16 protein-coding genes and 1 other RNA gene are annotated in these 20,938 nt (G+C 72.5%); 6 read left to right on the top strand and 11 right to left on the bottom strand.

Annotated elements, in window-relative coordinates; translation table 11 throughout:
* Positions 1-69: 69 nt before the first annotated feature.
* Together ACRRSS_RS03875 and ACRRSS_RS03870 are read right to left on the bottom strand one after the other, a co-directional pair.
* The gene (locus ACRRSS_RS03875) at positions 70-1,449 is read right to left on the bottom strand and encodes a nitrate/nitrite transporter (protein ID WP_435969809.1); all 1,380 of its coding nucleotides are present in this window, start codon (positions 1,447-1,449) and stop codon (positions 70-72) included.
* A gap of 263 nt (positions 1,450-1,712) precedes the next feature.
* Positions 1,713-2,684, bottom strand: coding sequence for a LysR family transcriptional regulator (locus ACRRSS_RS03870; RefSeq protein WP_435975244.1), 972 nt, complete (start codon positions 2,682-2,684; stop codon positions 1,713-1,715).
* A gap of 127 nt (positions 2,685-2,811) precedes the next feature.
* On the opposite strand from ACRRSS_RS03870, the gene ACRRSS_RS03865 reads away from it, so the two are divergent.
* The 3 genes from ACRRSS_RS03865 to ACRRSS_RS03855 all read left to right on the top strand — a co-directional run bounded on the left by ACRRSS_RS03865 (position 2,812) and on the right by ACRRSS_RS03855 (position 4,671).
* On the top strand, positions 2,812-4,077 hold the full coding sequence (locus ACRRSS_RS03865; protein WP_435969808.1) for an MFS transporter: 1,266 nt from the start codon (positions 2,812-2,814) through the stop codon (positions 4,075-4,077).
* 64 nt (positions 4,078-4,141) lie between these two features.
* Positions 4,142-4,417, top strand: coding sequence for a type II toxin-antitoxin system Phd/YefM family antitoxin (locus ACRRSS_RS03860; protein ID WP_435969807.1), 276 nt, complete (start codon positions 4,142-4,144; stop codon positions 4,415-4,417).
* Complete coding sequence (locus tag ACRRSS_RS03855) at positions 4,414-4,671, top strand: Txe/YoeB family addiction module toxin (protein WP_435969806.1); 258 nt, start codon at positions 4,414-4,416, stop codon at positions 4,669-4,671. The genes ACRRSS_RS03860 and ACRRSS_RS03855 overlap by 4 nt, the downstream gene beginning before the upstream one ends.
* Before the next feature lie 93 nt (positions 4,672-4,764).
* Here ACRRSS_RS03855 and ssrA read toward each other — a convergent pair.
* The 5 genes from ssrA to ftsE form a co-directional block, all read right to left on the bottom strand.
* Positions 4,765-5,157: a transfer-messenger RNA gene (gene ssrA / locus ACRRSS_RS03850) on the bottom strand.
* 118 nt (positions 5,158-5,275) lie between these two features.
* The gene (smpB, locus tag ACRRSS_RS03845) at positions 5,276-5,815 is read right to left on the bottom strand and encodes an SsrA-binding protein SmpB (protein ID WP_435969805.1); all 540 of its coding nucleotides are present in this window, start codon (positions 5,813-5,815) and stop codon (positions 5,276-5,278) included.
* Between the two features lie 18 nt (positions 5,816-5,833).
* On the bottom strand, positions 5,834-7,030 hold the full coding sequence (locus tag ACRRSS_RS03840; protein ID WP_435969804.1) for a S41 family peptidase: 1,197 nt from the start codon (positions 7,028-7,030) through the stop codon (positions 5,834-5,836).
* 78 nt (positions 7,031-7,108) lie between these two features.
* Complete coding sequence (ftsX, locus tag ACRRSS_RS03835) at positions 7,109-8,026, bottom strand: permease-like cell division protein FtsX (RefSeq protein ID WP_435969803.1); 918 nt, start codon at positions 8,024-8,026, stop codon at positions 7,109-7,111.
* Positions 8,027-8,049: 23 nt separating this feature from the next.
* Positions 8,050-8,739, bottom strand: a complete 690-nt coding sequence (ftsE, locus tag ACRRSS_RS03830; RefSeq protein WP_351910284.1) for a cell division ATP-binding protein FtsE — start codon at positions 8,737-8,739, stop codon at positions 8,050-8,052.
* 233 nt (positions 8,740-8,972) lie between these two features.
* On the opposite strand from ftsE, the gene ACRRSS_RS03825 reads away from it, so the two are divergent.
* Complete coding sequence (locus ACRRSS_RS03825; RefSeq protein WP_015033932.1) at positions 8,973-9,155, top strand: hypothetical protein; 183 nt, start codon at positions 8,973-8,975, stop codon at positions 9,153-9,155.
* A gap of 85 nt (positions 9,156-9,240) precedes the next feature.
* Here ACRRSS_RS03825 and ACRRSS_RS03820 read toward each other — a convergent pair whose 3' ends face one another.
* The 4 genes from ACRRSS_RS03820 to ACRRSS_RS03805 form a co-directional block, all read right to left on the bottom strand.
* Positions 9,241-10,245 (bottom strand): LPXTG cell wall anchor domain-containing protein, encoded by a 1,005-nt coding sequence (locus tag ACRRSS_RS03820; RefSeq protein WP_435969802.1) that lies wholly within the window; start codon positions 10,243-10,245, stop codon positions 9,241-9,243.
* A gap of 391 nt (positions 10,246-10,636) precedes the next feature.
* Positions 10,637-11,740 carry a peptide chain release factor 2 gene (prfB, locus tag ACRRSS_RS03815; RefSeq protein WP_435969801.1) on the bottom strand — a complete coding sequence of 368 codons (1,104 nt, stop codon included), beginning with the start codon at positions 11,738-11,740 and terminating at the stop codon, positions 10,637-10,639.
* 88 nt (positions 11,741-11,828) lie between these two features.
* Positions 11,829-13,064: a serine/threonine-protein kinase gene (locus ACRRSS_RS03810; protein WP_435969800.1), complete on the bottom strand. Its 1,236-nt coding sequence runs from the start codon at positions 13,062-13,064 to the stop codon at positions 11,829-11,831.
* A 108-nt stretch (positions 13,065-13,172) separates the two neighbouring features.
* Positions 13,173-14,897: a serine/threonine-protein kinase gene (locus ACRRSS_RS03805; RefSeq protein ID WP_435969799.1), complete on the bottom strand. Its 1,725-nt coding sequence runs from the start codon at positions 14,895-14,897 to the stop codon at positions 13,173-13,175.
* 543 nt (positions 14,898-15,440) lie between these two features.
* Here ACRRSS_RS03805 and ACRRSS_RS03800 point away from each other — a divergent pair.
* Positions 15,441-19,442, top strand: a complete 4,002-nt coding sequence (locus ACRRSS_RS03800; RefSeq protein ID WP_435969798.1) for an FtsK/SpoIIIE domain-containing protein — start codon at positions 15,441-15,443, stop codon at positions 19,440-19,442.
* Between the two features lie 124 nt (positions 19,443-19,566).
* The gene (locus tag ACRRSS_RS03795) at positions 19,567-20,934 is read left to right on the top strand and encodes an ABC transporter substrate-binding protein (RefSeq protein ID WP_435969797.1); all 1,368 of its coding nucleotides are present in this window, start codon (positions 19,567-19,569) and stop codon (positions 20,932-20,934) included.
* Positions 20,935-20,938 lie beyond the last annotated feature (4 nt).

The raw sequence follows: 20,938 nt of genomic DNA, 5'->3' as shown, positions 1-20,938 counted from the left end.
CGGGGACGCGTGACGGATTCGGTTCGCCCGTATTTCCTGGTCGTTACGGTCCGCGCCGGGCACCGGGGGTCACACCTTCGCGTAACCGGGCCGGGCCTGCGGCTCGGTGACGGTCGCGTCGGTCACGGGGACGTCGAGGGGGGCGGCGGCGGGGACGGTGAGGGGCCGTCGAAGGTATACCGCCCACGTGACGGCCATGCAGGCCGCGTAGAAGGCGAGGAAGGCGACGAAGGCCCCGGTGCCGGCGCCGGTGGTCTGGAAGGACTGGCGGAAGGCCAGGTTGATGCCGAGTCCGCCGAGCGCGCCGACCGCTCCGATGAGGCCCATGGCGGCGCCGGAGAGACGGCGTCCGTAGGCTTCCGCGGCGTCGCCCACGAGCCCCTCGCGGTGCCCCTGGGCGAGGAAGATCGCCGGGATCATCTTGAACGTGGAGCCGTTGCCGAGGCCGCTGAGCGCGAAGAGGGCGATGAAGCCCACGAGGAAGACGGCGAGGGACTCGATCACGGAGGCGTAGATCACGACGCCGGTCGCGGCGGCCATCCCGGCGAAGGTCCCCAGGGTGATGCGGGCGCCACCGTGCCGGTCGGCGAGGGAGCCGCCGACGGGCCGGATCAGCGAGCCGAGCAGCGGGCCGATGAAGGTGAGCGAGGCGGCCTGGAGCGGGGTGCGGCCGAACTGGGTCTGGAGCACCAGGCCGAAGGCGAAGCTGTAGCCGATGAAGGAGCCGAAGCAGCCGATGTACAGGAAGGCCATGATCCAGGTGTGGCGGGCCCGGACGGCCTCCTTCGCGGCGCCGGTGTCGTTCTTGACGGGGACGAGGTTGTCCATGAAGAGCGCGGAGCAGACGGCGGCGACCACGATCAGGGGCAGGTAGACGCCGAGCACGATCCTCGGGTGCGTCGCCCCGGCGGTGCCGATGACGAGGAGGCCGACGAGCTGGACGACGGGGACGCCGATGTTGCCGCCGCCGGCGTTGAGTCCGAGCGCCCAGCCCTTCTTCCGGAGCGGGAAGAAGGCGTTGATGTTGGTCATGGAGGAGGCGAAGTTGCCGCCGCCGACGCCGGTGAGCGCGGCCACCAGGACGAGGGTGGTGTAGGAGGTCCCGGGCTCCATGACGGCGAAGGCGAGGCCGGTGGGCAGCAGCAGCAACAGGGCGCTGAAGATGGTCCAGTTACGGCCGCCGAAGCGGGCGACGGCGAAGGTGTACGGGATGCGGATGAGCGCGCCGACGAAGGTGGCGGTGGCGATCAGGAAGAACTTGCCCGCCGGGTCGACGCCGTACTGCGGCCCCATGAAGAGCACCATGACCGACCACAGGCTCCAGATCGAGAAGCCGATGTGCTCGGAGAACACGGAGAAGAGCAGGTTCCGCCTGGCGATCCGCTCCCCCTTGTCGCGCCAGAAGGCCTCGTTCTCCGGCTCCCACTGTTCGATCCACCGGCCGCCCATGTCGTACCTCCGCGGGTGTCGGGTCCTGGGGCGTCCACAGCCCCAGATCCACCTGCACCGACGCTAGGGAGGTCGCGTTTCGGCCCGGTGCCGCGAGGTGACGGGAACGGAACCTTGCTCTCACCCGGAGCACGCACGCCCTGTGAGCGCCGGGTGCCGGAGCCGGGGGAACAGGGCCGGGGGAACAGGACCGGCCGTACTCGCTCGCCAGGCGCCGCGGCGGTTCCTCAGCCGTCCGCCTCGCCAGGCGCCGCGGCGGCTCCTCAGCCGTCCGGCAGCCCCGGCTCCCCCTCCGGCAGCCAGGAGCCGGCCGGGCGGGTGTGCCAGCCCTCGCGGGCGCCGATCTCGGCGGCGGCGGTCCGCAGCGCGTCGAGGCCGGGATGACGCAGCCCCTTGCGCCACACCAGGCTCACGGGTGACAGGGGTACGGGGTCGACGAGCGGCCTCAGCACGCACTCCGGCATGGGCGGGAAGTCCACGACGGCGAGCACCGGGTTGCGGTGCTTGGCCATGATGCGGCGGAACTCCTCCTTGCCGACCGCGAGCGGCGCGGGCGGGGCGACCTCGATGCCGCGCCCGGCGAAGAGGCGGACGGCGAGGTCGGTCCACTCGGGCGTGCGGTCGTTGCCCGCGCCCGCGTAGACCCGTTCCCCGGCGAGACCGGACAGCGGCACCTCGGGAAGGCCGGCGAGCGGGTGGTCCTCGGGGAGGATCACGGCCATCCGCTCGTACCGCACGAACTGGACGTCGAGCCGCGCCCGGAGTGCCGGGTCGAGCCCCCCGTACCGGCCGAAGGAGGCGTCGATCCGACCGGCGAGGATCTCGTGCGCGGCGCCGGTGAGTCCGCTCTCGTAGCGGGCCATCAGCTCCTGTTCGGGGGCGAGTTCACGGGCCCGGTGCAGGACGTCCTCCGGTGCGAGGCCGGGGCTGTTGAGGTCGACGAGGAGAGGCCGTGGCGCGCCGCGGAAGGCCTCGCTCAGCTCGTCGTGGGCGGCCAACACCCGCCGCGCGTACGGGAGGAGACGCTCGCCGTCCGACGTGAGGGTGACCTGGCGGGTGGTCCGTACGAAGAGCTCGGCGCCCAACTCGCGCTCCAGGCGCCGGATGTCGCGGCTGAGGGCCTGCTGGGCGAGGTATAGCCGGGCGGCGGCACGGGTGAAGTGCAGCTCCTCGGCGACGGCGACGAAGGCGCGCAGGAGCCGGGGGTCGGCGTCGCGCGAGGAGGAGCCGGACACGGACGCGGGAACCGGCGGAGCGGAGGAGGAGACCGAAGAGACCACGCCGCATTCAACAACACAGCCGCGTGAATCCGCATCGAACAGGTGTTGGACCCCTCCGCCCCTCCCCCGCGACCCTTGATCCATGCCGCAACCGGACCTCGTCCCGACCCCGGCGGGCCCGGCGCTCGCCCCCCGCTACCGCGAACGACCGATCGTCGTCCCCCGCAACCCGTACCTCCGCCTCTTCGCCGCCCCCGGCACCCGCGCCTTCACCGCGGGCAACCTGATCGCCCGGCTGCCGATGGGCATGTTCGGCGTCAGCGCCGTGATCATGATCGCGTCGGCGTACGGCTCCTACGCGCTCGCCGGAGCCGTGACCGCCACCGGCATGGCCGCCGGGGCCGTCACCGCCCCCTGGATCGCCCGGCTCGTCGACCGCTACGGCCAGGCGCGGATCGCCGTCCCCGCCACCGCCTACGCGGTCCTCGGCCACCTGGTCCTGCTGCTCTGCGTCCACGGGAAGGCGCCCGTCTGGGCCCTCTTCGCCACGACCGCGCTCACCGCGACCGCCCCCAACACCGGCGGCATGTCCCGGGCCCGCTGGGCCCACCTCCTCAAGGGCGACCGGGACGCCCTGCACACCGCCAACGCCTTCGAGCAGGCCGTCGACGAGCTCTGCTTCATGCTCGGCCCGGTCGTCGCCGCGCTGCTCTGCTCGACCCTCTTCCCCGAGGCGGGCACCCTCGTCGGCGCCACGCTCTTCCTCTCCGGGGTCCTGGTCTTCGCGGCCCAGCGCTCCACCGAGCCGCCGGTCGAGCCCCGTACGGCCGCGGGCTCCCCGCTGCGGATGCCCGGGATGCCGCCGTTGCTCGCCGTCTTCCTGGCCACGGGAGCGGTCTTCGGCTCCATGGAGGTGGTGACCCTGGCGTTCGTGGACGGACCCGTCGCCGGCCCGGTCCTCGCCCTCCAGGCCGCCGGCTCCTGCGCGGCGGGCCTCCTCTACGGCCGCGCCCACCGCACCGCCCGGCTCCGCACCTGCCTGGCCGCGATGTCCCTCCTGATGGCGATGCCGCTGCTCGCCGCGTCGACCGGCTCACTGCTCGCCCTGGCCGCCGGGCTCCTGGTGGCGGGCATGGCGACCGCCCCGACGATGGTGACGGGCATGGGCCTGGTCCAGCGCCTGACCCCGGCGTCCCAGCTCAACGAGGGCATGACACTGGCCGTGACCGCGCTCCTCGGCGGTATCGCGATCGGCTCCGCCACGGGCGGCTGGGCGGCCGACCACGCGCCGTTCGCCGCCTTCGGCTTCCTGATCCCGGCCGCCGCGGCGACCCTGGCCCTGACCCTGTCCGCCACGACCGGGGTGGGCCGGGCCCCGCGCGGCGACCGGCGACCCCCCATTCCATAGACTCGTACAAGTTTCTGGTACCGTACTCGTACCAGAAATTCGTACGTACAGAGGGGTGGACGTCATGTCCATAAGCGCCAGCGAAGCCAGGGCGACCCTGTTCCCCCTGATCGAACGCGTCAACACCGACCACGACCCCGTACGCATCACCTCCAAGAACGGCGACGCCGTCCTCATGTCGGCCGACGACTACGACTCCTGGCAGGAGACCGTCTACCTGCTCCGCTCCCCCGCCAACGCCCAGCGCCTGATGGAGGCCGTGGCACGCGACCGCGAGAGCGCGCCGGCGATCGCCAAGTCCATGGACGAGCTGAGGGACTTGGCCGGGGGCGAGGAGTGAGGAGCATCCACTTCGACCCCGCCGCCTGGGAGGACTTCCTGTTCCGGCTCTCCTCGGACCGGAGGACGACCCGAAGGATCACCCGCCTGATCGGCGAGATCCAGCGGGACCCTTTCAGCGGGATCGGCAAGCCCGAGCCGCTGAAGGGTGACCTGTCCGGCTACTGGTCGCGGCGGATCGACGACGAGCACCGACTCGTCTACCGGGCCGACGACAAGGAAGTGAAGATCCTCAAGGCCCGCTACCACTACTGACGCACGACAGAGGCCCGGTAGTCGTCATGACGACTACCGGGCCTCTGCCCACATGGGATGAGGTGTCCGGGCGGGACATGCCCTTCGGACGCTCGGTGGAGATGGCGGGAATCGAACCCGCGTCCAACGGTACGGAAACAGAGCTTCTCCGTGTGCAGTCCGCTACGAGTTTCTCAGCCCCGGAGATCACGCGGACAAGTCTCCGACGGGCTCAGTCACTGTTTGGTTTCCCTCCAGCCCCCGTGACCGGGGCTAGAGGTTTAGATCCCTAAATGACGCCAGGATCCGGGTCGGGACCACCCCCGGGCTGACGCTCCTCACAGAGGCTTCTTGTCGTTACCTAAAATTAGGCAGCGAGGGCGAAGCGGGAGTTATCGCTCTTGGAGTTGGCGATTATTGGTTGCGACATATGGTTTACGAGATCATTGCCGCTTCCTCGACACGCTTCCTCTGCATCGGTATCCGCTGTCGAAACCGATCATCCCCATGTTTCTGTATTTAATTAACAACACAGTTCAAGGCGCGCACCCCTTGCGAGGTGTGCACGGCCCATCGTACGTGACCGACGGGCGCTGTCGCCAGCGCATTACCCGCGGCCGCGCCGCTAGGCGATCTTGGCCGCCCTCTGCCTGCGCTTGGCCGCCGCGATGGCCCGGTTGGTCTCGCGGGTGTCCTGCTGCTCCCGCAGGGTCTGGCGCTTGTCGAACTCCTTCTTGCCCTTGGCGAGCGCGATCTCGACCTTGACCCGGCCGTTGAGGAAGTACAGCGCGAGGGGCACGATCGTGTGACCCGTCTCCTGCGACTTCGACTCCAGCTTGTCGATCTCCTCGCGGTGCAGCAGGAGCTTGCGCTTCCGCTTCGCCGAGTGGTTGGTCCAGCTGCCCTGCATGTACTCGGGCACATGGATGTTGTGCAGCCACGCCTCGTGCTTGTCGATCTGTACGAAGCCGTCGACCAGCGAGGCACGGCCCATCCGCAGCGACTTCACCTCGGTGCCCATGAGCACCAGACCGCACTCGTAGGTGTCGACGATGTGGTAGTCGTGGCGCGCCTTCTTGTTCTGAGCGATGATCTTGCGCTCGGGCGCCTTGTCCTGGTTCTTCTTCGCAGGCTTGCCCTGCACGTTCACGAGTCCCTTTGCCATAGTGCGGTCATTTTCGCACTACGAGCCCCCTCCGAGGCCACTCAATACCGTCCTCGCCTGTTCCTCGGCCCGTTCCCCCGCCTTCAGGTCGGGGGTGATGCCCCGGCCGTCCACCGCGTGACCGGCCGGCGTGCGGTAGTGGCCGACGGTCAGCTCGGCGACGGAACCGTCCGGCAGGGCACTCGGCATCTGGACCGAACCCTTGCCGAAGGTGCGCGAGCCGACCGTGACGGCCCTGCCCCGGTCCTGGAGGGCGCCGGTGAGCAGCTCGGCCGCGCTCATCGTGCCCCCGTCGATCAGCGCCACCAGGGGGCGGCCCGTGTCGCCGCCGCCCTCCGCGTACACGGCCCGCTGCTCGCCCTTCACGTCGTACGTGGCGACCAGGCCGCCGTCGAGGAAGGCGGAGGCGGCCACGGCGGCCTCCGCGACGAGTCCGCCCGCGTTGCCCCGCAGGTCCAGGAGGACCCCGGCGCCGGCCGGGGCGGTCCGTACGGCGTCCCGCACGCGCGCTCCGGCGCCCTTGGTGAAGGCGGCGACCCGGATGAGCAGCGTCCCGTCGTCGAGGCGGCGGACGGTGACCGGGTCGGTCGCGAGCCGGGCCCGGCGCAGGGTCTTCGTCCAGGCGGCTCGGCCGCGCTCGACCGTGAGGGCGACGGCCGAGCCGGGGACGCCGTCGCCGCGCAGCAGGGCGACGGCCTCGGAGACCGAGAGCGCGTCGACCGGGCGCCCGTCGACGGAGACGAGCCGGTCGCCGGTCCGGATCCCGGCCCGTTCGGCGGGGCCGCCCCGCTGGACCCGGGTGACCCGGACCCGGCCTTCGGCGGCCCGCCCGGCGGAGAGCCCCACCCCGGTGTAGGCGCCGTCGAGGGCCTGCTCGAACTCGGCGTACTCCTTCTTGTCGTACACCGCGCCCCAGCGGTCCCCGCTGCGGCTGACGAACTCCTCGGCGGCCTTCTTGCCCGACTTGCCGTCGGCCATCGCGGCTGCGGCGGCCCGGCTCAGGGCGGCGCTGTCGACGGGCGCGCGGTCCGTACGGCCGGGACGGAGTCCCCCGGCCGGCGTGGCGGCCCCCGCGCGCTCGCCCGCGGGCTCCTGCCGGGGCAGGGAGCCGGTGGCGGCGGCGGTGGCGAGGACTCCGGTGAAGACCAACGTCAGAACGGCCCCACGGAGCACTCCGCGGGGCCGGATACAGGAGCGTTCGGTGCCGGCCGGCATGGCGCCCACTCTAGGACAAGGCGATGGCGCCGCACGGGCTTTGGCCGTACGACGCCATCCACTGTCAGGGGTGTCTTCTCACACCTTCAGGTACTTGCGCAGCGCGATGAAGGCGGCCACTGCGGGCATCAGCAGCCCGATGGCGATCACGAGCGGCAGCTTGGCGAAGACCGCGTCCCAGCCGATGAAGTTGACCAGCTGCATCTTCTCGGCGAGCGCGATGCCGTGGTCGATCAGGAAGTACCGGCCGACGAGCAACAGCACACAGGCGACCGCGCCGCCCAGCAGCCCGGCGAAGGCGGCCTCCATGATGAACGGCATCTGGATGTAGAAGCTGGACGCGCCCACGAGCCGCATGATGCCGGTCTCACGCCGTCGGCTGAACGCCGATACGCGCACGGTGTTGACGATCAGCATCAGCGCGATGACCAGCATCAGCCCCATGACGCCGAGGGCGGCGATGTTCATGCCGTTCATCAGGTCGAAGAGGTTCTGCAGGATGTCCCGCTGGTCCTGGACCGACTCGACGCCGTCCCGCCCGGCGAAGGCGGTGGCGACCACCTTGTACTTCTCCGGGTCCTTCAGCTTGACCCGGAACGACTCCGGCATCTGGTCCGGCGTGATGACGGAGGCGATGGCGGTGTCGCCGTACTCCTCCTTGTACCGCTTGAACGCCTCGTCGGCCGACTCGTAGTAGACGGTCTCGACGATGTCCATCTTCCGCAGATCGGCCTTGATCTGATCCTTCTGCTGGGCCGTGACCGCGCCCTTGGGGCACTTGACCCCGTCCGCGGCGTCGGCCTTGTTGCAGAGGAAGATGGAGACGTTGACCTTGTCGTACCAGTAGTCCTTCATCGTGCTGACCTGCTCGCGCATGAGCAGGGCACCGCCGAAGAGGGCGAGCGAGAGGGCCACGGAGATGATGACGGCGAAGGTCATCGTGAGATTGCGCCGGAGACCGACGCCGATCTCGGAGAGCACGAACTGAGCGCGCATGGTGTGTTCTGTCCCCTACCTGCTCAGTGCTGGTATCCGTAGACGCCGCGCGCCTGGTCACGGACGAGGCGGCCCTTCTCGAGCTCTATGACGCGCTTGCGCATCTGGTCGACGATGTTCTGGTCGTGGGTCGCCATGACGACGGTGGTCCCTGTCCTGTTGATGCGGTCGAGCAGCTTCATGATGCCGACCGAGGTCTGCGGGTCGAGGTTGCCGGTGGGCTCGTCGGCGATCAGCAGCATCGGGCGGTTGACGAAGGCGCGGGCGATGGCGACGCGCTGCTGCTCACCACCGGAGAGCTCGCCCGGCCTCCGGTCCTCCTTGCCGCCGAGCCCGACCAGGTCGAGCACCTGCGGCACGGCCTTGCGGATCTCGCCGCGCGGCTTGCCGATGACCTCCTGGGCGAAGGCCACGTTCTCGGCGACGGTCTTGTTGGGCAGCAGGCGGAAGTCCTGGAAGACGGTGCCGAGCTGGCGCCGCATGTGCGGCACCTTCCAGTTGGAGAGCTTGGCCAGGTCCTTGCCGAGGACGTGCACCTGGCCTTGGCTGGCGCGCTCCTCACGGAGGAGCAGCCGCAGGAAAGTCGACTTTCCGGAGCCGGAGGAACCGACGAGGAAGACGAACTCCCCCTTCTCGATCTCCAGGGATACATCCCGGAGCGCGGGGCGGTTCTGCTTCGGATAGGACTTGGAGACGTTGTCGAATCGGATCACGAATGCACCACGGTCGGCCGGGAGTAGGTGTGCGTGACCTTACGCGAACGGGGTAGGCCCGCGCAGTCGCGGTCCTGGCTTGCGACGTTTATCCTTTTCGCCCTCCGGGACAGAACGGGGGCGATCCGGTGGGGCGCGCCGAAACGCCGCCGAGCTGGCACAGTGGTAGGGGGAACGTCCGGACCTCACCGGACGTTGTTCCTGTGTAGCCCAGTGCGGGAGGAGGAGAGCGTATGACCTACGACCGACTGGTGTGCGCCAACTGCGCGGCCCCGGTCGCCGAGGGCCGCTGCCCCGTCTGCCGCGCGAACCGGGAGCGTCTGACCCCGCAGGGTCTTTCCCCCGCGATGCTGTTGACGCTGGCGATCGCCCTGTTGGCCGCGATCGCGCTGCTCGCGGCGGTCCGTACGGTCTAGCGGGACCGCGCGACGCCCACACGAGCCGGAACCATGACGAAGGGCCGGGGAGCTTCTCCCCGGCCCTTCGTCATGCGCTGGTGCCTCAGACGGCGGTACGGCCGCCGGCGACGAGACGCGGCAGCATACGGAAGCCGATGCCACCGGCGATCATGGTCGCGGCCCCGATGATCAGGAACGAGGTCTCGGCGGCGCCGGTCTCGGCGAGCTCCTCCTTGGCCTGACCCTGCTGCACGGGCTGCGAACCGGCGTTGTTGGTGTCGGTGTTGTTGTTGCCGGTGTCGACGCACTCGGCGCCGTCGAGGTCGACGGTGCAGGTGCCGGCGCCACCGTCGGTGGAGGACCCACCGTCGGTGGAGGAGCCGCCGTCGGAACCGGACGTACCCGAGGTGCCGTTGCCACCGGTGGTCTCGTTGCCGCCGGTGGTCTCGTTGCCACCCGTGGTCTCGTTACCGCCGGTGGTCTCGTTGCCGCCGGTGGTCTCGTTGCCGCCGGTGGTCTCGTTGCCACCCGTGGTCTCGTTGCCGCCGGTGGTCTCGTTGCCGCCGGTGGTCTCGTTGCCACCCGTGGTCTCGTTGCCACCGGTCGTCTCGTTACCGCCGGTGGTCTCGTTGCCACCCGTGGTCTCGTTGCCACCGGTCGTCTCGTTACCGCCGGTGGTCTCGTTGCCACCCGTGGTCTCGTTGCCACCGGTCGTCTCGTTGCCACCCGTGGTCTCGTTGCCACCCGTGGTCTCGTTACCACCCGTGGTCTCGTTACCACCCGTGGTCTCGTTACCACCGGTCGTCTCGTTGCCACCCGTGGTCTCGTTGCCACCCGTGGTCTCGTTGCCACCCGTGGTCTCGTTGCCACCCGTGGTCTCGTTACCACCGGTCGTCTCGTTACCGCCGGTCTCGTTACCGCCGGTCTCGCAGACGCCGCCCACTTCTTCGCACGGGTCTTCACTCAGGGTGCCCGCGCTCAGGGTGGACACGTTGCTCTCGGTCCCGCCGACGGCCGTCGCTGCACCGGCCGCCGTCAGGGACGCACCGGCGATGATCACGGCACTGGCCGCGACACGCACCAAACGGACTCGCGTCTTGTTGGTCATCTGGCTGCTACCCCCAGTAGCTCATCTCGTCATGGGGCAGCGCTCGGGGCACGCGACAGAGGCGGCTCACTACTGGGCCGGCCCCCGTTCGCACGCGCCCCAGAAATGCGCATGCCAGTAGGCCACCCTTCCGAGTTTCCGATGAAGCGTCAAGGTCGTTGCGCGTGCGATGCCCGAAAGATCACGAGGCGCCCGACATACGCTGATGCAACTGTGACGTAAACCCTGAACTCCGGGCTCGGCAGGAGCGGTTACCTTGTCGACAAAGCGCCCCGACGACCCGTCATCCGCTTGCGTCAGCGAATCCGTACGCCCCCGCCGGGGCGCCCGCCGCCGGAGACGCCGACGGCGCCGGGCCCTCCGAAGAGGGGCCGGCGCCGAAGGCTCCGTCCTACTTGTCCTGCTGCTTGCGCCAGCGGATGCCGGCCTCCAGGAAGCCGTCGATCTCGCCGTCCAGGACGGCCTGCGGGTTGCCGACCTCGAACTCCGTGCGGAGGTCCTTGACCATCTGGTACGGGTGCAGGACGTACGAGCGCATCTGGTTGCCCCAGGAGCTGCCGCTGTCCTTCAGGGCGTCCATCCTGGCCCGCTCCTCCTGGCGCTGACGCTCCAGGAGCTTGGCCTGGAGGACGTTCATGGCGCTCGCCTTGTTCTGGATCTGGGAGCGCTCGTTCTGGCAGGAGACGACGATGCCGGTAGGCAGGTGCGTGATGCGCACGGCCGAGTCGGTCGTGTTGACGCCCTGACCACCCGGGCCGGAGGCGCGGTAGACGTCGACGCGCAGCTCGGACTCGTCGATCTCGACGTGGTCGGAGGACTCGACGACCGGCAGGATCTCGACGCCGGCGAAGGAGGTCTGACGGCGCCCCTGGTTGTCGAAGGGCGAGATGCGGACCAGGCGGTGGGTGCCCTGCTCGACGGAGAGCGTGCCGTAGGCGTACGGGGCCTTCACGACGAAGGTGGTCGACTTGATGCCGGCCTCCTCCGCGTACGAGGTCTCGTAGATCTCGGTCGAGTAGCCGTGGCGCTCCGCCCAGCGCAGGTACATGCGCTGGAGCCGCTCGGCGAAGTCGGAGGCGTCGACGCCACCGGCCTCGGCGCGGATGTTGACCAGGGCCTCGCGCTCGTCGTACTCGCCGGAGAGGAGGGTGCGGACCTCCATCTCGGCGAGGGCCTTGCGGACGGAGACGAGCTCCGTCTCGGCCTCGGTGAGGGTGTCCTGGTCGTCCATCTCCTCGGCGAGCTCGAAGAGCACCGCGAGGTCGTCGATGCGCCCGCGCAGGGTCTCGGCCTTGCGGACCTCGGCCTGGAGGTGCGAAAGCTTGCTCGTGATCTTCTGCGCCGCCTCCGGGTCGTCCCACAGGGACGGGGCCGCGGCCTGCTCTTCGAGCACGGCGATGTCCGCCCTCAGCTTCTCGAGGTCCAGGACGGCCTCGATCGACCCCATGGTCGAGGAGAGGGACTTCAGCTCTTCTGATACATCGACGACTGCCACGCGTCCAGCGTAACGGCTCCGGGCCAGGAGCCGAACCTTTGGCGGTCACGGCCCGGAGGGGCCCTGCCCCGCGGGCGGGAACGCCCGCCTACGGCTGGGAGGACTGCTTGGAGTCCTGTGGCGGGGTGTCCGTGTCCCCGGACGCCGCGAGGTAGCCTCCGGCGCCGAGCGCCCCCGCGACGACGACCGCCGCGATGGTGAGGGTGATCCGGCGCTTGCGGACCGCGCCCGCCTTGTGGCGGGCCGAGCCGGGGCGGCGGGCGCCCGCGGGTCTGGGGGCGCGGGCGGTGCCCAGGGGTCCGCCGGAGAGCTCGTCGGGGGCCGGGACCCGCATGGAGGTGTGGGTGTCGCGGTTGGAGTCGGCCGAGGAGCCGGGAACGAGCGGGACGGCGGCCCGGCGGGGGGCGGGCTCACCGGCGCCCGTGCCGGTGGGGTACGTCTCCGGCTCGGGCTCCGCCGTCGGCTCCGCGTCCGGCTCGTCCACGTCGAGCGGGGGGATGCCCTTGAGCAGCGGGAGGATGTCCTTGAGGCGGGCGGCGAGCTCGGAGGCGCGGAGCCGTGAGGCCGGGGCCTTCGCGAGGCACTGGACGATCAGCTGCCACAGCTCCTCGGGGATGCCGGGCAGCGGGACGACGGTCTCGGTGACGTGGCGGCGCAGGACGGCGCCGGGGTGGCCGCCGCCGAAGGGCGTGAAGCCGGCGAGCAGTTCGTACAGGACGGTGGCGAGCGCGTAGATGTCGACGGCGGCGCGGGGCGGGAGGCCCTCGACGATCTCGGGGGCGAGGTAGTCGGGGGTGCCGATGATCCGGGTGGCCTTGGTGCGGCCGGGGGTGTCGATCAGCTTGGCGACGCCGAAGTCGGTGAGGAGGGCGGGGTGGGCGCCGCCGGGCCCGAGCGGGCCCTCCATGTCGAGGAGGATGTTCTCCGGCTTGACGTCGCGGTGGACGACGCCGGCGGAGTGCGCGGCGGCGAGGGCGTCGGCGACGTCGGCGATGATCGCGACGGCGGCCTCGGGGGCGAGCCGCCGCTCCCGGTCGAGGCGGGTGCGCAGGTCGGTGCCGCGCACGAGGTCCATGACGAGGGCCAGGTCGTTGCCGTCGACGACGAGGTCGCGGACCTTGACCACCCGGGGGTGGTCGAGGCCGAGCAGCGCGGTCCGCTCCTGGACGAAGCGGCCGACGAGCTCCTGGTCGGAGGCGAGGTCCTCGCGCAGCAGTTTGACGGCGACGGGACCCTCGGGCCCCTCGCCGAGCCACACCGTTCCTGCACTGCCCCGCCCGAGGATCTGGTGGGTGGTGTAGCGGCTGCCGATGTTCCGTGCCAAGACTGCTCCCTCAGCGGCTGCGGTTCGCGTGCAAAGTTACGCGTCCACAGCCGCCGGTCGTCACTTCCGAGGGGAAATCACCCCTCGGAAGTCGATAAATCGGCAGTATTACTGTCCCGTACCGCCGGTAGTACCCCCTGAGGGGGTGCTTTCGCCGATCGAGGAGACCCAGTCGGTGACCGACGAGATGCCGTCGCCGATGGCCTGCCAGTAGCTCTTGCCCTCCGCGATCCAGTCCTGCAGCGGGGTCAGCTCCCAGACGAGCCAGCCGGCGACCACGAACAGCACGATCATGACCAGGCAGCCCTTGAGGCAGCCGAGGCCGGGGATCCGCACCGGGTTGGCGCTGCGCTGACGCGGCGGACGCGGCTCGCGCGGCGGACGCGGAGCCGGGGCCTGGGGCGGCGGCTGCGGCGGGGTGTACTGCTGCTGGGGCGGCGCGTACTGCTGCGGAGCGGGCGGCGGGGCGTACTGCTGCGGCTGGTGCTGCTGGTGCTGCGGCTGCTGGTACGGCTGCGGCGGCCGCTGCTGGCCCTGGCGCTGTTGCTGGTACGGCTGCGGCGGCTGCTGCCCGTACTGGCCGGGCTGCTGCCGGTCCCGCGGGGGCTGCTGCGGCTGCCGCTGCGGGCGCCGGCGCAGCGGGTCCTGGCTGGGGTCCAGGTACTGCACCTGCGTCTGCTCGTTGCGGTCGCGGGCCGCGCGGAGCTGGTTCTGCCAGGGGTGCGGATCCTCCGACTGCGCGCCCTGCGGCGGACCCGGCGGTACGGGGGGCATGACGGCGGTCGGGTCGGCGCCCGCCGGGCCGCTGGTCGGCATCACGCTGGTCGCGCCGGCGGGGTCGTACATCGGCGGTGCCCCGGCGCCGCTGGGCAGCACCTGGGTGGGGTCCGCGGCCCCGGGGGTCTCCGGGACGGGCGCGGGCGCAGGGTCGGGGGCGAGGAGCGCCGCTACGCCGTCCGCCGCCTCGATCTGGGCGGGCGTGGAGTGCACGCCGATGCCGGCGGCGACCGCGCGCAGACCGCGGGCGAGGTTCACCGCGCTCGGCCGCCGGTCGGGGTCCTTGCTGAGGCAGCGCTCTATGACCGTCCACAGCGGTCCGGGCACGGTCGAGGGACGGCGCGGCTCCTCGCTGAGGTGCCGGTGGAGGACCTCCAGGGCGGTGCCGCCCGCGAACGGGGGCCGTCCGGTGACCAGCTCGTAGAGCAGGATTCCGGCGCCGTAGATGTCGACGGCGGAGGTCTGGGGGCGTCCTTCGGCGGACTCGGGCGCCACGTACGCGGGCGTGCCGACGAACTCGTGGGTGCGGGTCAGGCCCGGGGAGTCCGCGAGGCGCGCGATGCCGAAGTCGGTGAGCATCGGGTGCATCTGGCCGCCCTGCTCGGCGAGCAGCACGTTGGCCGGCTTCAGGTCGCGGTGGACGACGCCGTCGGCGTGGCTGGCGGCGAGGGCGTCGGCGATCTGGGCGGTCAGGAGGGAGGCGGCGACCGGGGTGAGCGGGCCGCTCTCCCGGATGTACCGGTGCAGGTCGGGGCCCTCGACGAGGTCCATGACGAGCGCGAGGACATCGCCCTCGACGACCAGGTCGCGGGTCCGCACGATGTTCGGATGGGTGAGCCGGAGAAGGACGGACCGCTCGCGCAGGAAGCGCATCACGATGTCCGCGTCGTTGGCCAGCTCCTCCTTGAGGACCTTGATCGCCACGGTCTCGCCGGGCTGGCCGGGCACGGCCGCCTCGGCGCCCGCCGTCTCCCGCTGGCGGGCTCGCCAGACGGTGCCCGTGGCGCCGCGGCCGAGCGGCTCCTCGAGCAGGTACTTGCTGCCGATAGGCCGCACGTCACGCGCTCCCTGCTGATCGTGGTCCTGGGGTGGTCCGGTGGTTCCCGGGGTCCCTGTCCTCTGTTGTGACCCGTCCGGGTGTCCGACCCACTTTAGTGCCGCCGAACGAGGTACCGGCCGGTCGTCCACAGGCGGATTCCGGTGTCGGCGGACGGGGCCGGTGGGGTTCCGGTGGGGTTCGGCTCGCGTCCGGCGGGGGCGGGCCCCGTCTCCGCCGCGGACCGGGGACGTCCGGACCGGAGTCGGGTTCTGTCCGGAGGAAGACGCTTCCGGCGGCGTGACGGTTGCCGGGCATGTTCCGAAGGCATGCTCAACCAGGCACTTTTACGTTCACAGCCGACCATTCAAGATCACTTCCGGCCGACCCGGGGGCGGGTTGTCCGTGGCAGGTGCGAGGATGCCTCCAGCACGTCGCATCGGAGGGGTCGGGAGCCCCCGCGCCGTGCCGACCTGTACCGGGCGACGCGTCCGTGCCGGGTGGGGGGAGTCACAGGGCGGTTCCCCTGCCGGCATCGCGCGCAGAAGGGACCGCTGACGGCGATGCAGATCCGGCTGACCGTCCTCGCGCCGTACGCCGGCCACGGCACCGGGCGCGCCTGCGACGTGCTCGTCACGGCCCCCGCCGGGACGGCCCTCGCCGCCGTGGCCTCGAATCTCGCCGCCGCCGTCACCGGCCCCGACACCTCCGCCTCGGGCACCACCGTGCTCTACGCGGGCGCGGAGCGGCTCGACACCCGCCGCTGCGTGCTCGGCGAACCCCCGCTCGTCGACGGCGCGGTCCTCTCCCTCCAGGTCCCCGGCCCGGACGACCGCGTCGACGAGACGGCCACCGCACGGCTCCACGTGGTGGCGGGTCCGGACGCCGGCGGAGTGCACCTGCTGCACGGCGGACCGATCAGAATCGGCCGTTCCGTCGACGCCGACGTGCCGCTCGACGACCCGGACGTCTCCCGCGCGCACTGCACGGTGACCGTCGGCGAGGACGGCCGGGTCACGGTCGCCGACCGCGGCTCCACGAACGGCACGACCCTCGACGGCGTGCCCGTCGGGGACCGCCCGGTCCGCTTCCGCCCGGGCGCGCTGCTGCGCCTCGGCGAGTCCGCCCTCCGGCTGACCGGCCCCGGCGACGACCTCGGGGGCACGGACACGAGGGCGACGGCCCCGGACGGCGAGGGCCACCTGCGCATCGCCCCCGGGGGCGACCCGGACCGTGCGGAGCGTTCCGCACCGGCGGGCGTGCCCCGCACGCCTCCCGGCGGCCAGACGGACGACACGACCCACGGCGGCGCGGGCGGGGTCCTCTTCGGCGGCGGGGCGTTCGGTGCCGCGGCCGAGGACCCGTACGACGAGCGGTACGGCACCGGCTCCCCCGGCCACGCGCGCACGGAGGACCACCGCGACGGACGCCCCGGACCGGACGGACACGGCGGACCCGACCGGTCCGAGGACGGCACGGCCCACGACAGGACCCTCCCGTCGCGGGAGGACACCGGACCGGCCCCGGCCGGCGGAGCCCGTACGGGATCCAAGCGCGGCCTCGGCGCCTGGGCCCGGCGGCTGACCGGCGGCCGCGAGGAGCTACCGGCACCCGCCGCGGACCCCCCGGCCACCGCCCCGGACACCCACGCCGGAACCCGGCCCGGCCTCACCGCGCGGGACGGCGCCCCCGCCCCCGTGCCGATGGCCGACACCTGGCCCGACCCGGCCACCGTCCTGCTCACCGCCCTCGGCCCCGGGCTCCGGCTCTGGGAGCGCGGTCCGGAGCACTCCGAGGCCCTGGTGGTCCGGCTCGGCACCACGGACCGGGCCGAGCTGTCGGGCGTCCCGGTCACCGTGGGACTCCGGGAGGCCGGTTCGCTGGGCCTCGCGGGCCCCGCCGACCGCCTCGCCGGGCTCGCCCGGTCGGTGATCGCCCAGCTCGCCGCCCTGCACTCCCCCGCCGACCTCGAGATCGTGCTGATCAGCGCCGACCGGAACCGTTCCCTCGACGAGCGGCGCCGTGCCTGGGGCTGGCTCGGCTGGCTCCCGCACGTCCGGCCCGCCCACGGCCAGGACTGCCGGCTGCTCCTGGCGTACGACCGCGAGCAGGCCCAGGCCCGTACGGCGGAGCTGACCCGACGGCTCGACGACGGCCCGCTCGGACCCGGCTGGCCCAGCGCCGACCGTGCCTCCGTCGCCGAGGTCGCGGCCCGGCACGAGGGGCCGACGACGGTCGTGATCGTCGACGGCGACCCCGGTTCGGCGGCGCTGCGCGAGACGGTGGCGCGGCTGGCCGGAGCCGGAGCGGCGGCCGGCATCCACCTCCTCTGCCTCGCCGAGGCGCCCTCGGCGTCCCCGGTCTCCCCGGTGGCCGCCACGTACGAGACGGCCTGCGCCACGTCCCTCGCGTTCCGCGAGTGCGGGGCCGCCGTGCTCCTCAGCGGCGACGTGGCCACGGCCCTGCGGCTGCTCCGCACCGCGGGCGGCCGGGTCGCGGGCCACGGCACGGTCGGTGTGGTCGACGCGGTCTCCGTCGCCTGGGCCGAGCGGTTCGGCCGCGCGCTGGCCCCGCTGCGCACGGACGCGGCGGCCGCGCCGGGCGCCAGGGCCGCCGCGCTGCCCCCGTCGTCGCGCCTCCTCGACGAGCTCGGGCTCGCCCGTGCCACCCCCGCCTCCCTGATGGCCCGCTGGGCCTCCGCCGGTGACGGCACGGCCGTCCTGGGCGCGGGGCCGCGCGGCCCGCTGGCCGTGGACCTCACCAAGGAGGGCCCCCACCTGCTGATCGAGGGGCCCGCGGGCAGCGGACGCACGGAGCTGCTCCGGTCGATCGCCGCCTCGCTCGCGGCCGGCGGTCGCCCCGACCGGCTCGGCCTGCTCCTGGTGGACGGGGCGGGTGGCGAGCGCGGCGAAGGACTCGCGGCCTGTACGGAGCTGCCGCACGTCACCGAGCACCTGGTGGCCTCGGACCCGGTGCGGATGCGGGAGTTCGCCCAGGCGCTCGGCGCGGAGCTGAAGCGCCGGGCGGAGCTGATCGGTGACGGCCACTTCGCCGACCGCAGGGGCACGCGCGCGGGGCCCGCCGCCGACCGGCTGATCGGCCAGCGCGCCCCGAGCGCGGCGGAGTCCGTGCCCCAGGGTGCCCGCGCGACGGTGCGCGTCCAGGACCAGGGCGACCTGGACGGCCGGACCAGCGGCCGGACCCTGCGCACGGGCGACGGCACGATCGGCGCCCTCCCGAGCACCAGGAGCGGCCGCACGGGCGGCCCGTACCCCGCGGCGGACGACCTCGGCGGCCGGCCCAGCGGCCGGATCACGTACTCCAGCGATGTCGACAGCAGGGCGAGCGGCCGCACCCCGTACCCCGGCGACCTCGACACCCGGACCAGCAGCCGCACCCCTTACCCCGGCGACCTCGACGCCCGGACCAGCAGCCGCACCCCGTACCCCGGCGCCGACGGCCTCGGTGGCCGGGCGGGCGGGCGGGGCTCGTACTCCGGTTCCGAGGAGCCGGGCGGGCGCCCCAGCAGCCGCACGCTCCGCACCGGCGACGACGACCTCACGGACCGGCCGAGCGGACGCGTACCCCGCACGGGAGCGGAGGACCTCGGCGGCCACGGCAGCGGCCGTGTCTCCCGTACCGGGGCCGACGACCTGGGCGGACGCGCGAGCGGACGCCTCTCCCGCGCCGGTGCCGACGGCCTCGGCGGACGCGGCCCCCGCACCGGGGACGGTCCGGTCGACGAGCGGTCGGGCACCCGGCCGGGCGCCGACGCCTTCCTCGCGGACACGCCCAGCGGGCGCCTGCCGCGACGGGACGGCAGCCCCCTCGACGACCGCCCGAGCAGCCGCACCCTCCGCACCGGCGACGGCGACCTCACGGACCGCCCGAGCGGGCGCGTCCCGCGCCCCGCGGACGGCGACCTCGCCTCCGGGCGCGTCCCGCACCCGTCGACCGAGCAGCCCGGCGGCCGGATCCCGCGCCCCTCCACCGGGGAGCACTCCCCCGCACGGGGCGCGGGCGGCCCCGCGTACCTCCCCCGGCTCATCGTTCTCGTGGACGACTTCGACGCCCTCGTCGCCCCCGCGCTCGGCGCCTCGGGACGGCCCGCCGCCGGGTCCGTCGTACGGGCCCTGGAGGCCGTCGCGCGCAACGGCGAGCGGCTCGGGGTGCACCTCGTCGCGACCTCCGCGCGCCCGGACCGCACGGCCGACACGGAGCTGGCCCACGGCGCCCGGCTGCGGATCGTGCTCGACGCGCCGCCGGTGACCCCCGGGCCGGACGTACCGGCGGCCGGACGCGGGCGGCTCGGGCATCCGGACGGCCGGGTGACCCCCTTCCAGACGGGCCGCGTCACCGGCCGGATCCCCCGGACGGCGACGCTCCGCCCGACGGTCGTGCCGCTGGAGTGGGAGCGGATGGGCGATCCGCCCACCCGTCGCCCCGTCCGTGAACTGGGCAACGGACCCACCGACCTGGCCCTCCTGGCGAGCGCACTCGACCGTGCGGCCCGCTCCGTCGAGGCGAGCCCCGTACCTCCGCTGAGCCCCGCCGCGCACGGCTGACACTACGTCACGAGAGAGTCACGATAAGCCTCTTGGGGCAGGAGGCGGTATTGCGGGCCCCGGCCGCCCCGGCGTAGACCTGTCGACACGGGACAGCGAAGCGCACGGGAGAGACGGGGCAGCGATGCGTACAACTCTTCGTCCACGCAAGGCCGCAGTGACCATGACGGCGTTCACGGCTCTCGCCGCGCTCGCCCTCGCGGCGTGCGGCGGCGGAGGCGCCGAGAAGGAGCCGGGGGAAGCCGGCCCCAGCGGCGGCGCCCTCCCCCTCAAGGGCGAGAAGATCGAGGTCGCCGCGGTCTGGACGGGACCCGAACAGGAGAACTTCACCAAGGTCCTGAAGGAGTTCGAGAAGCGCACCGGCGCGACCGTCACCTTCGTGCCCGCCCAGGACCCGATCGTGAACTTCCTCGGTACGAAGATCGCGGGCGGTTCACCGCCCGACGTGGCGATGCTGCCGCAGGTGGGCGCCATCCAGCAGGCCGCCGCGCAGAAGTGGCTGAAGCCGGTCGGCCCGGAGGCCGAGGCCCAGCTGGCCGCGAACTACTCGCGCGGCTGGCAGGATCTCGGCGCGGTCGACGGCACCCAGTACGGGGTCTACTTCAAGGCCGCCAACAAGTCCCTGGTCTGGTACAACACCGCCGTCTTCGAGAACGCGGGCGCCACCGAGCCGAAGACCTGGAAGGAGTTCCTCGCCACCGCCGAGACGATCTCGGCGTCGGGCGTCACCCCGGTCTCGGTGGGCGGCGCGGACGGCTGGACCCTCACCGACTGGTTCGAGAACGTCTACCTCTCCCAGGCCGGCCCCGCCAAGTACGACCAGCTCGCGAAGCACACGATCAAGTGGACCGACCCGTCCGTCACCGCGGCCCTCACCACGCTCGCCGAACTCTTCGGCAAGCCGTCCCTCATCGCGGGCGGCACCAGCGGCGCGCTGCAGACGGAGTACCCGGCCTCGGTCACCCAGACCTTCACGGGCGGCGACCAGCCCAAGGGCGCGATGGTCTTCGAGGGCGACTTCGCCGCCGTCAACATCGCCCAGACGGAGGCGAAGATCGGCACGGACGCCAAGGTCTTCCCGTTCCCGAAGGTCGGCGCGGCCGGCACCACCCCCGTGGTGACCGCCGGCGACGCGGCGGTGGCCCTCAAGGACACCAAGGGCGCCAAGGCGCTGCTCGCCTTCCTCGCCTCCCCGGACGCGGCGAGGATCTGGGCGGCCGAGGGCGGCTTCCTCTCCCCCAACAAGAACCTGGACCCGTCGGCGTACCCCAACGACGTCCAGCGCGAGATCGCCAAGGCGCTCATCGGCGCCGGTGACGACTTCCGCTTCGACATGTCGGACCAGATGCCGCAGTCGTTCGGCGGGACACCGGGCAAGGGCGAGTGGAAGGCGCTCCAGGACTTCCTGAAGAACCCGAAGGACATCGCGGGGACGCAGGCGCGTCTCGAAGCGGACGCGGAGAAGGCGTACCGGGCCGCGGCGAAGGGCTGAGGCC

It is taken from the genome of Streptomyces sp. Qhu_M48 (assembly GCF_051305195.1).
Taxonomy (GTDB): Bacteria; Actinomycetota; Actinomycetes; order Streptomycetales; family Streptomycetaceae; genus Streptomyces.
The sequence above is the reverse complement of the archived record's forward strand: the minus strand, read 5'-3'. Positions and strand labels throughout refer to the sequence as shown.

What these genes read in the sequence shown, in the direction of transcription:
- ACRRSS_RS03875 (WP_435969809.1), bottom strand. Translation starts at nt 1,449, where the DNA reads ATGGGCGGCCGGTGGATCGAACAGTGGGAGCCGGAGAACGAGGCCTTC.
- ACRRSS_RS03865 (WP_435969808.1), top strand. Translation starts at nt 2,812, where the DNA reads ATGCCGCAACCGGACCTCGTCCCGACCCCGGCGGGCCCGGCGCTCGCC.
- ACRRSS_RS03860 (WP_435969807.1), top strand. Translation starts at nt 4,142, where the DNA reads ATGTCCATAAGCGCCAGCGAAGCCAGGGCGACCCTGTTCCCCCTGATC.
- smpB (WP_435969805.1), bottom strand. Translation starts at nt 5,815, where the DNA reads ATGGCAAAGGGACTCGTGAACGTGCAGGGCAAGCCTGCGAAGAAGAAC.
- ACRRSS_RS03840 (WP_435969804.1), bottom strand. Translation starts at nt 7,030, where the DNA reads ATGCCGGCCGGCACCGAACGCTCCTGTATCCGGCCCCGCGGAGTGCTC.
- ftsX (WP_435969803.1), bottom strand. Translation starts at nt 8,026, where the DNA reads ATGCGCGCTCAGTTCGTGCTCTCCGAGATCGGCGTCGGTCTCCGGCGC.
- ACRRSS_RS03825 (WP_015033932.1), top strand. Translation starts at nt 8,973, where the DNA reads ATGACCTACGACCGACTGGTGTGCGCCAACTGCGCGGCCCCGGTCGCC.
- ACRRSS_RS03820 (WP_435969802.1), bottom strand. Translation starts at nt 10,245, where the DNA reads ATGACCAACAAGACGCGAGTCCGTTTGGTGCGTGTCGCGGCCAGTGCC.
- ACRRSS_RS03800 (WP_435969798.1), top strand. Translation starts at nt 15,441, where the DNA reads ATGCAGATCCGGCTGACCGTCCTCGCGCCGTACGCCGGCCACGGCACC.
- ACRRSS_RS03795 (WP_435969797.1), top strand. Translation starts at nt 19,567, where the DNA reads ATGCGTACAACTCTTCGTCCACGCAAGGCCGCAGTGACCATGACGGCG.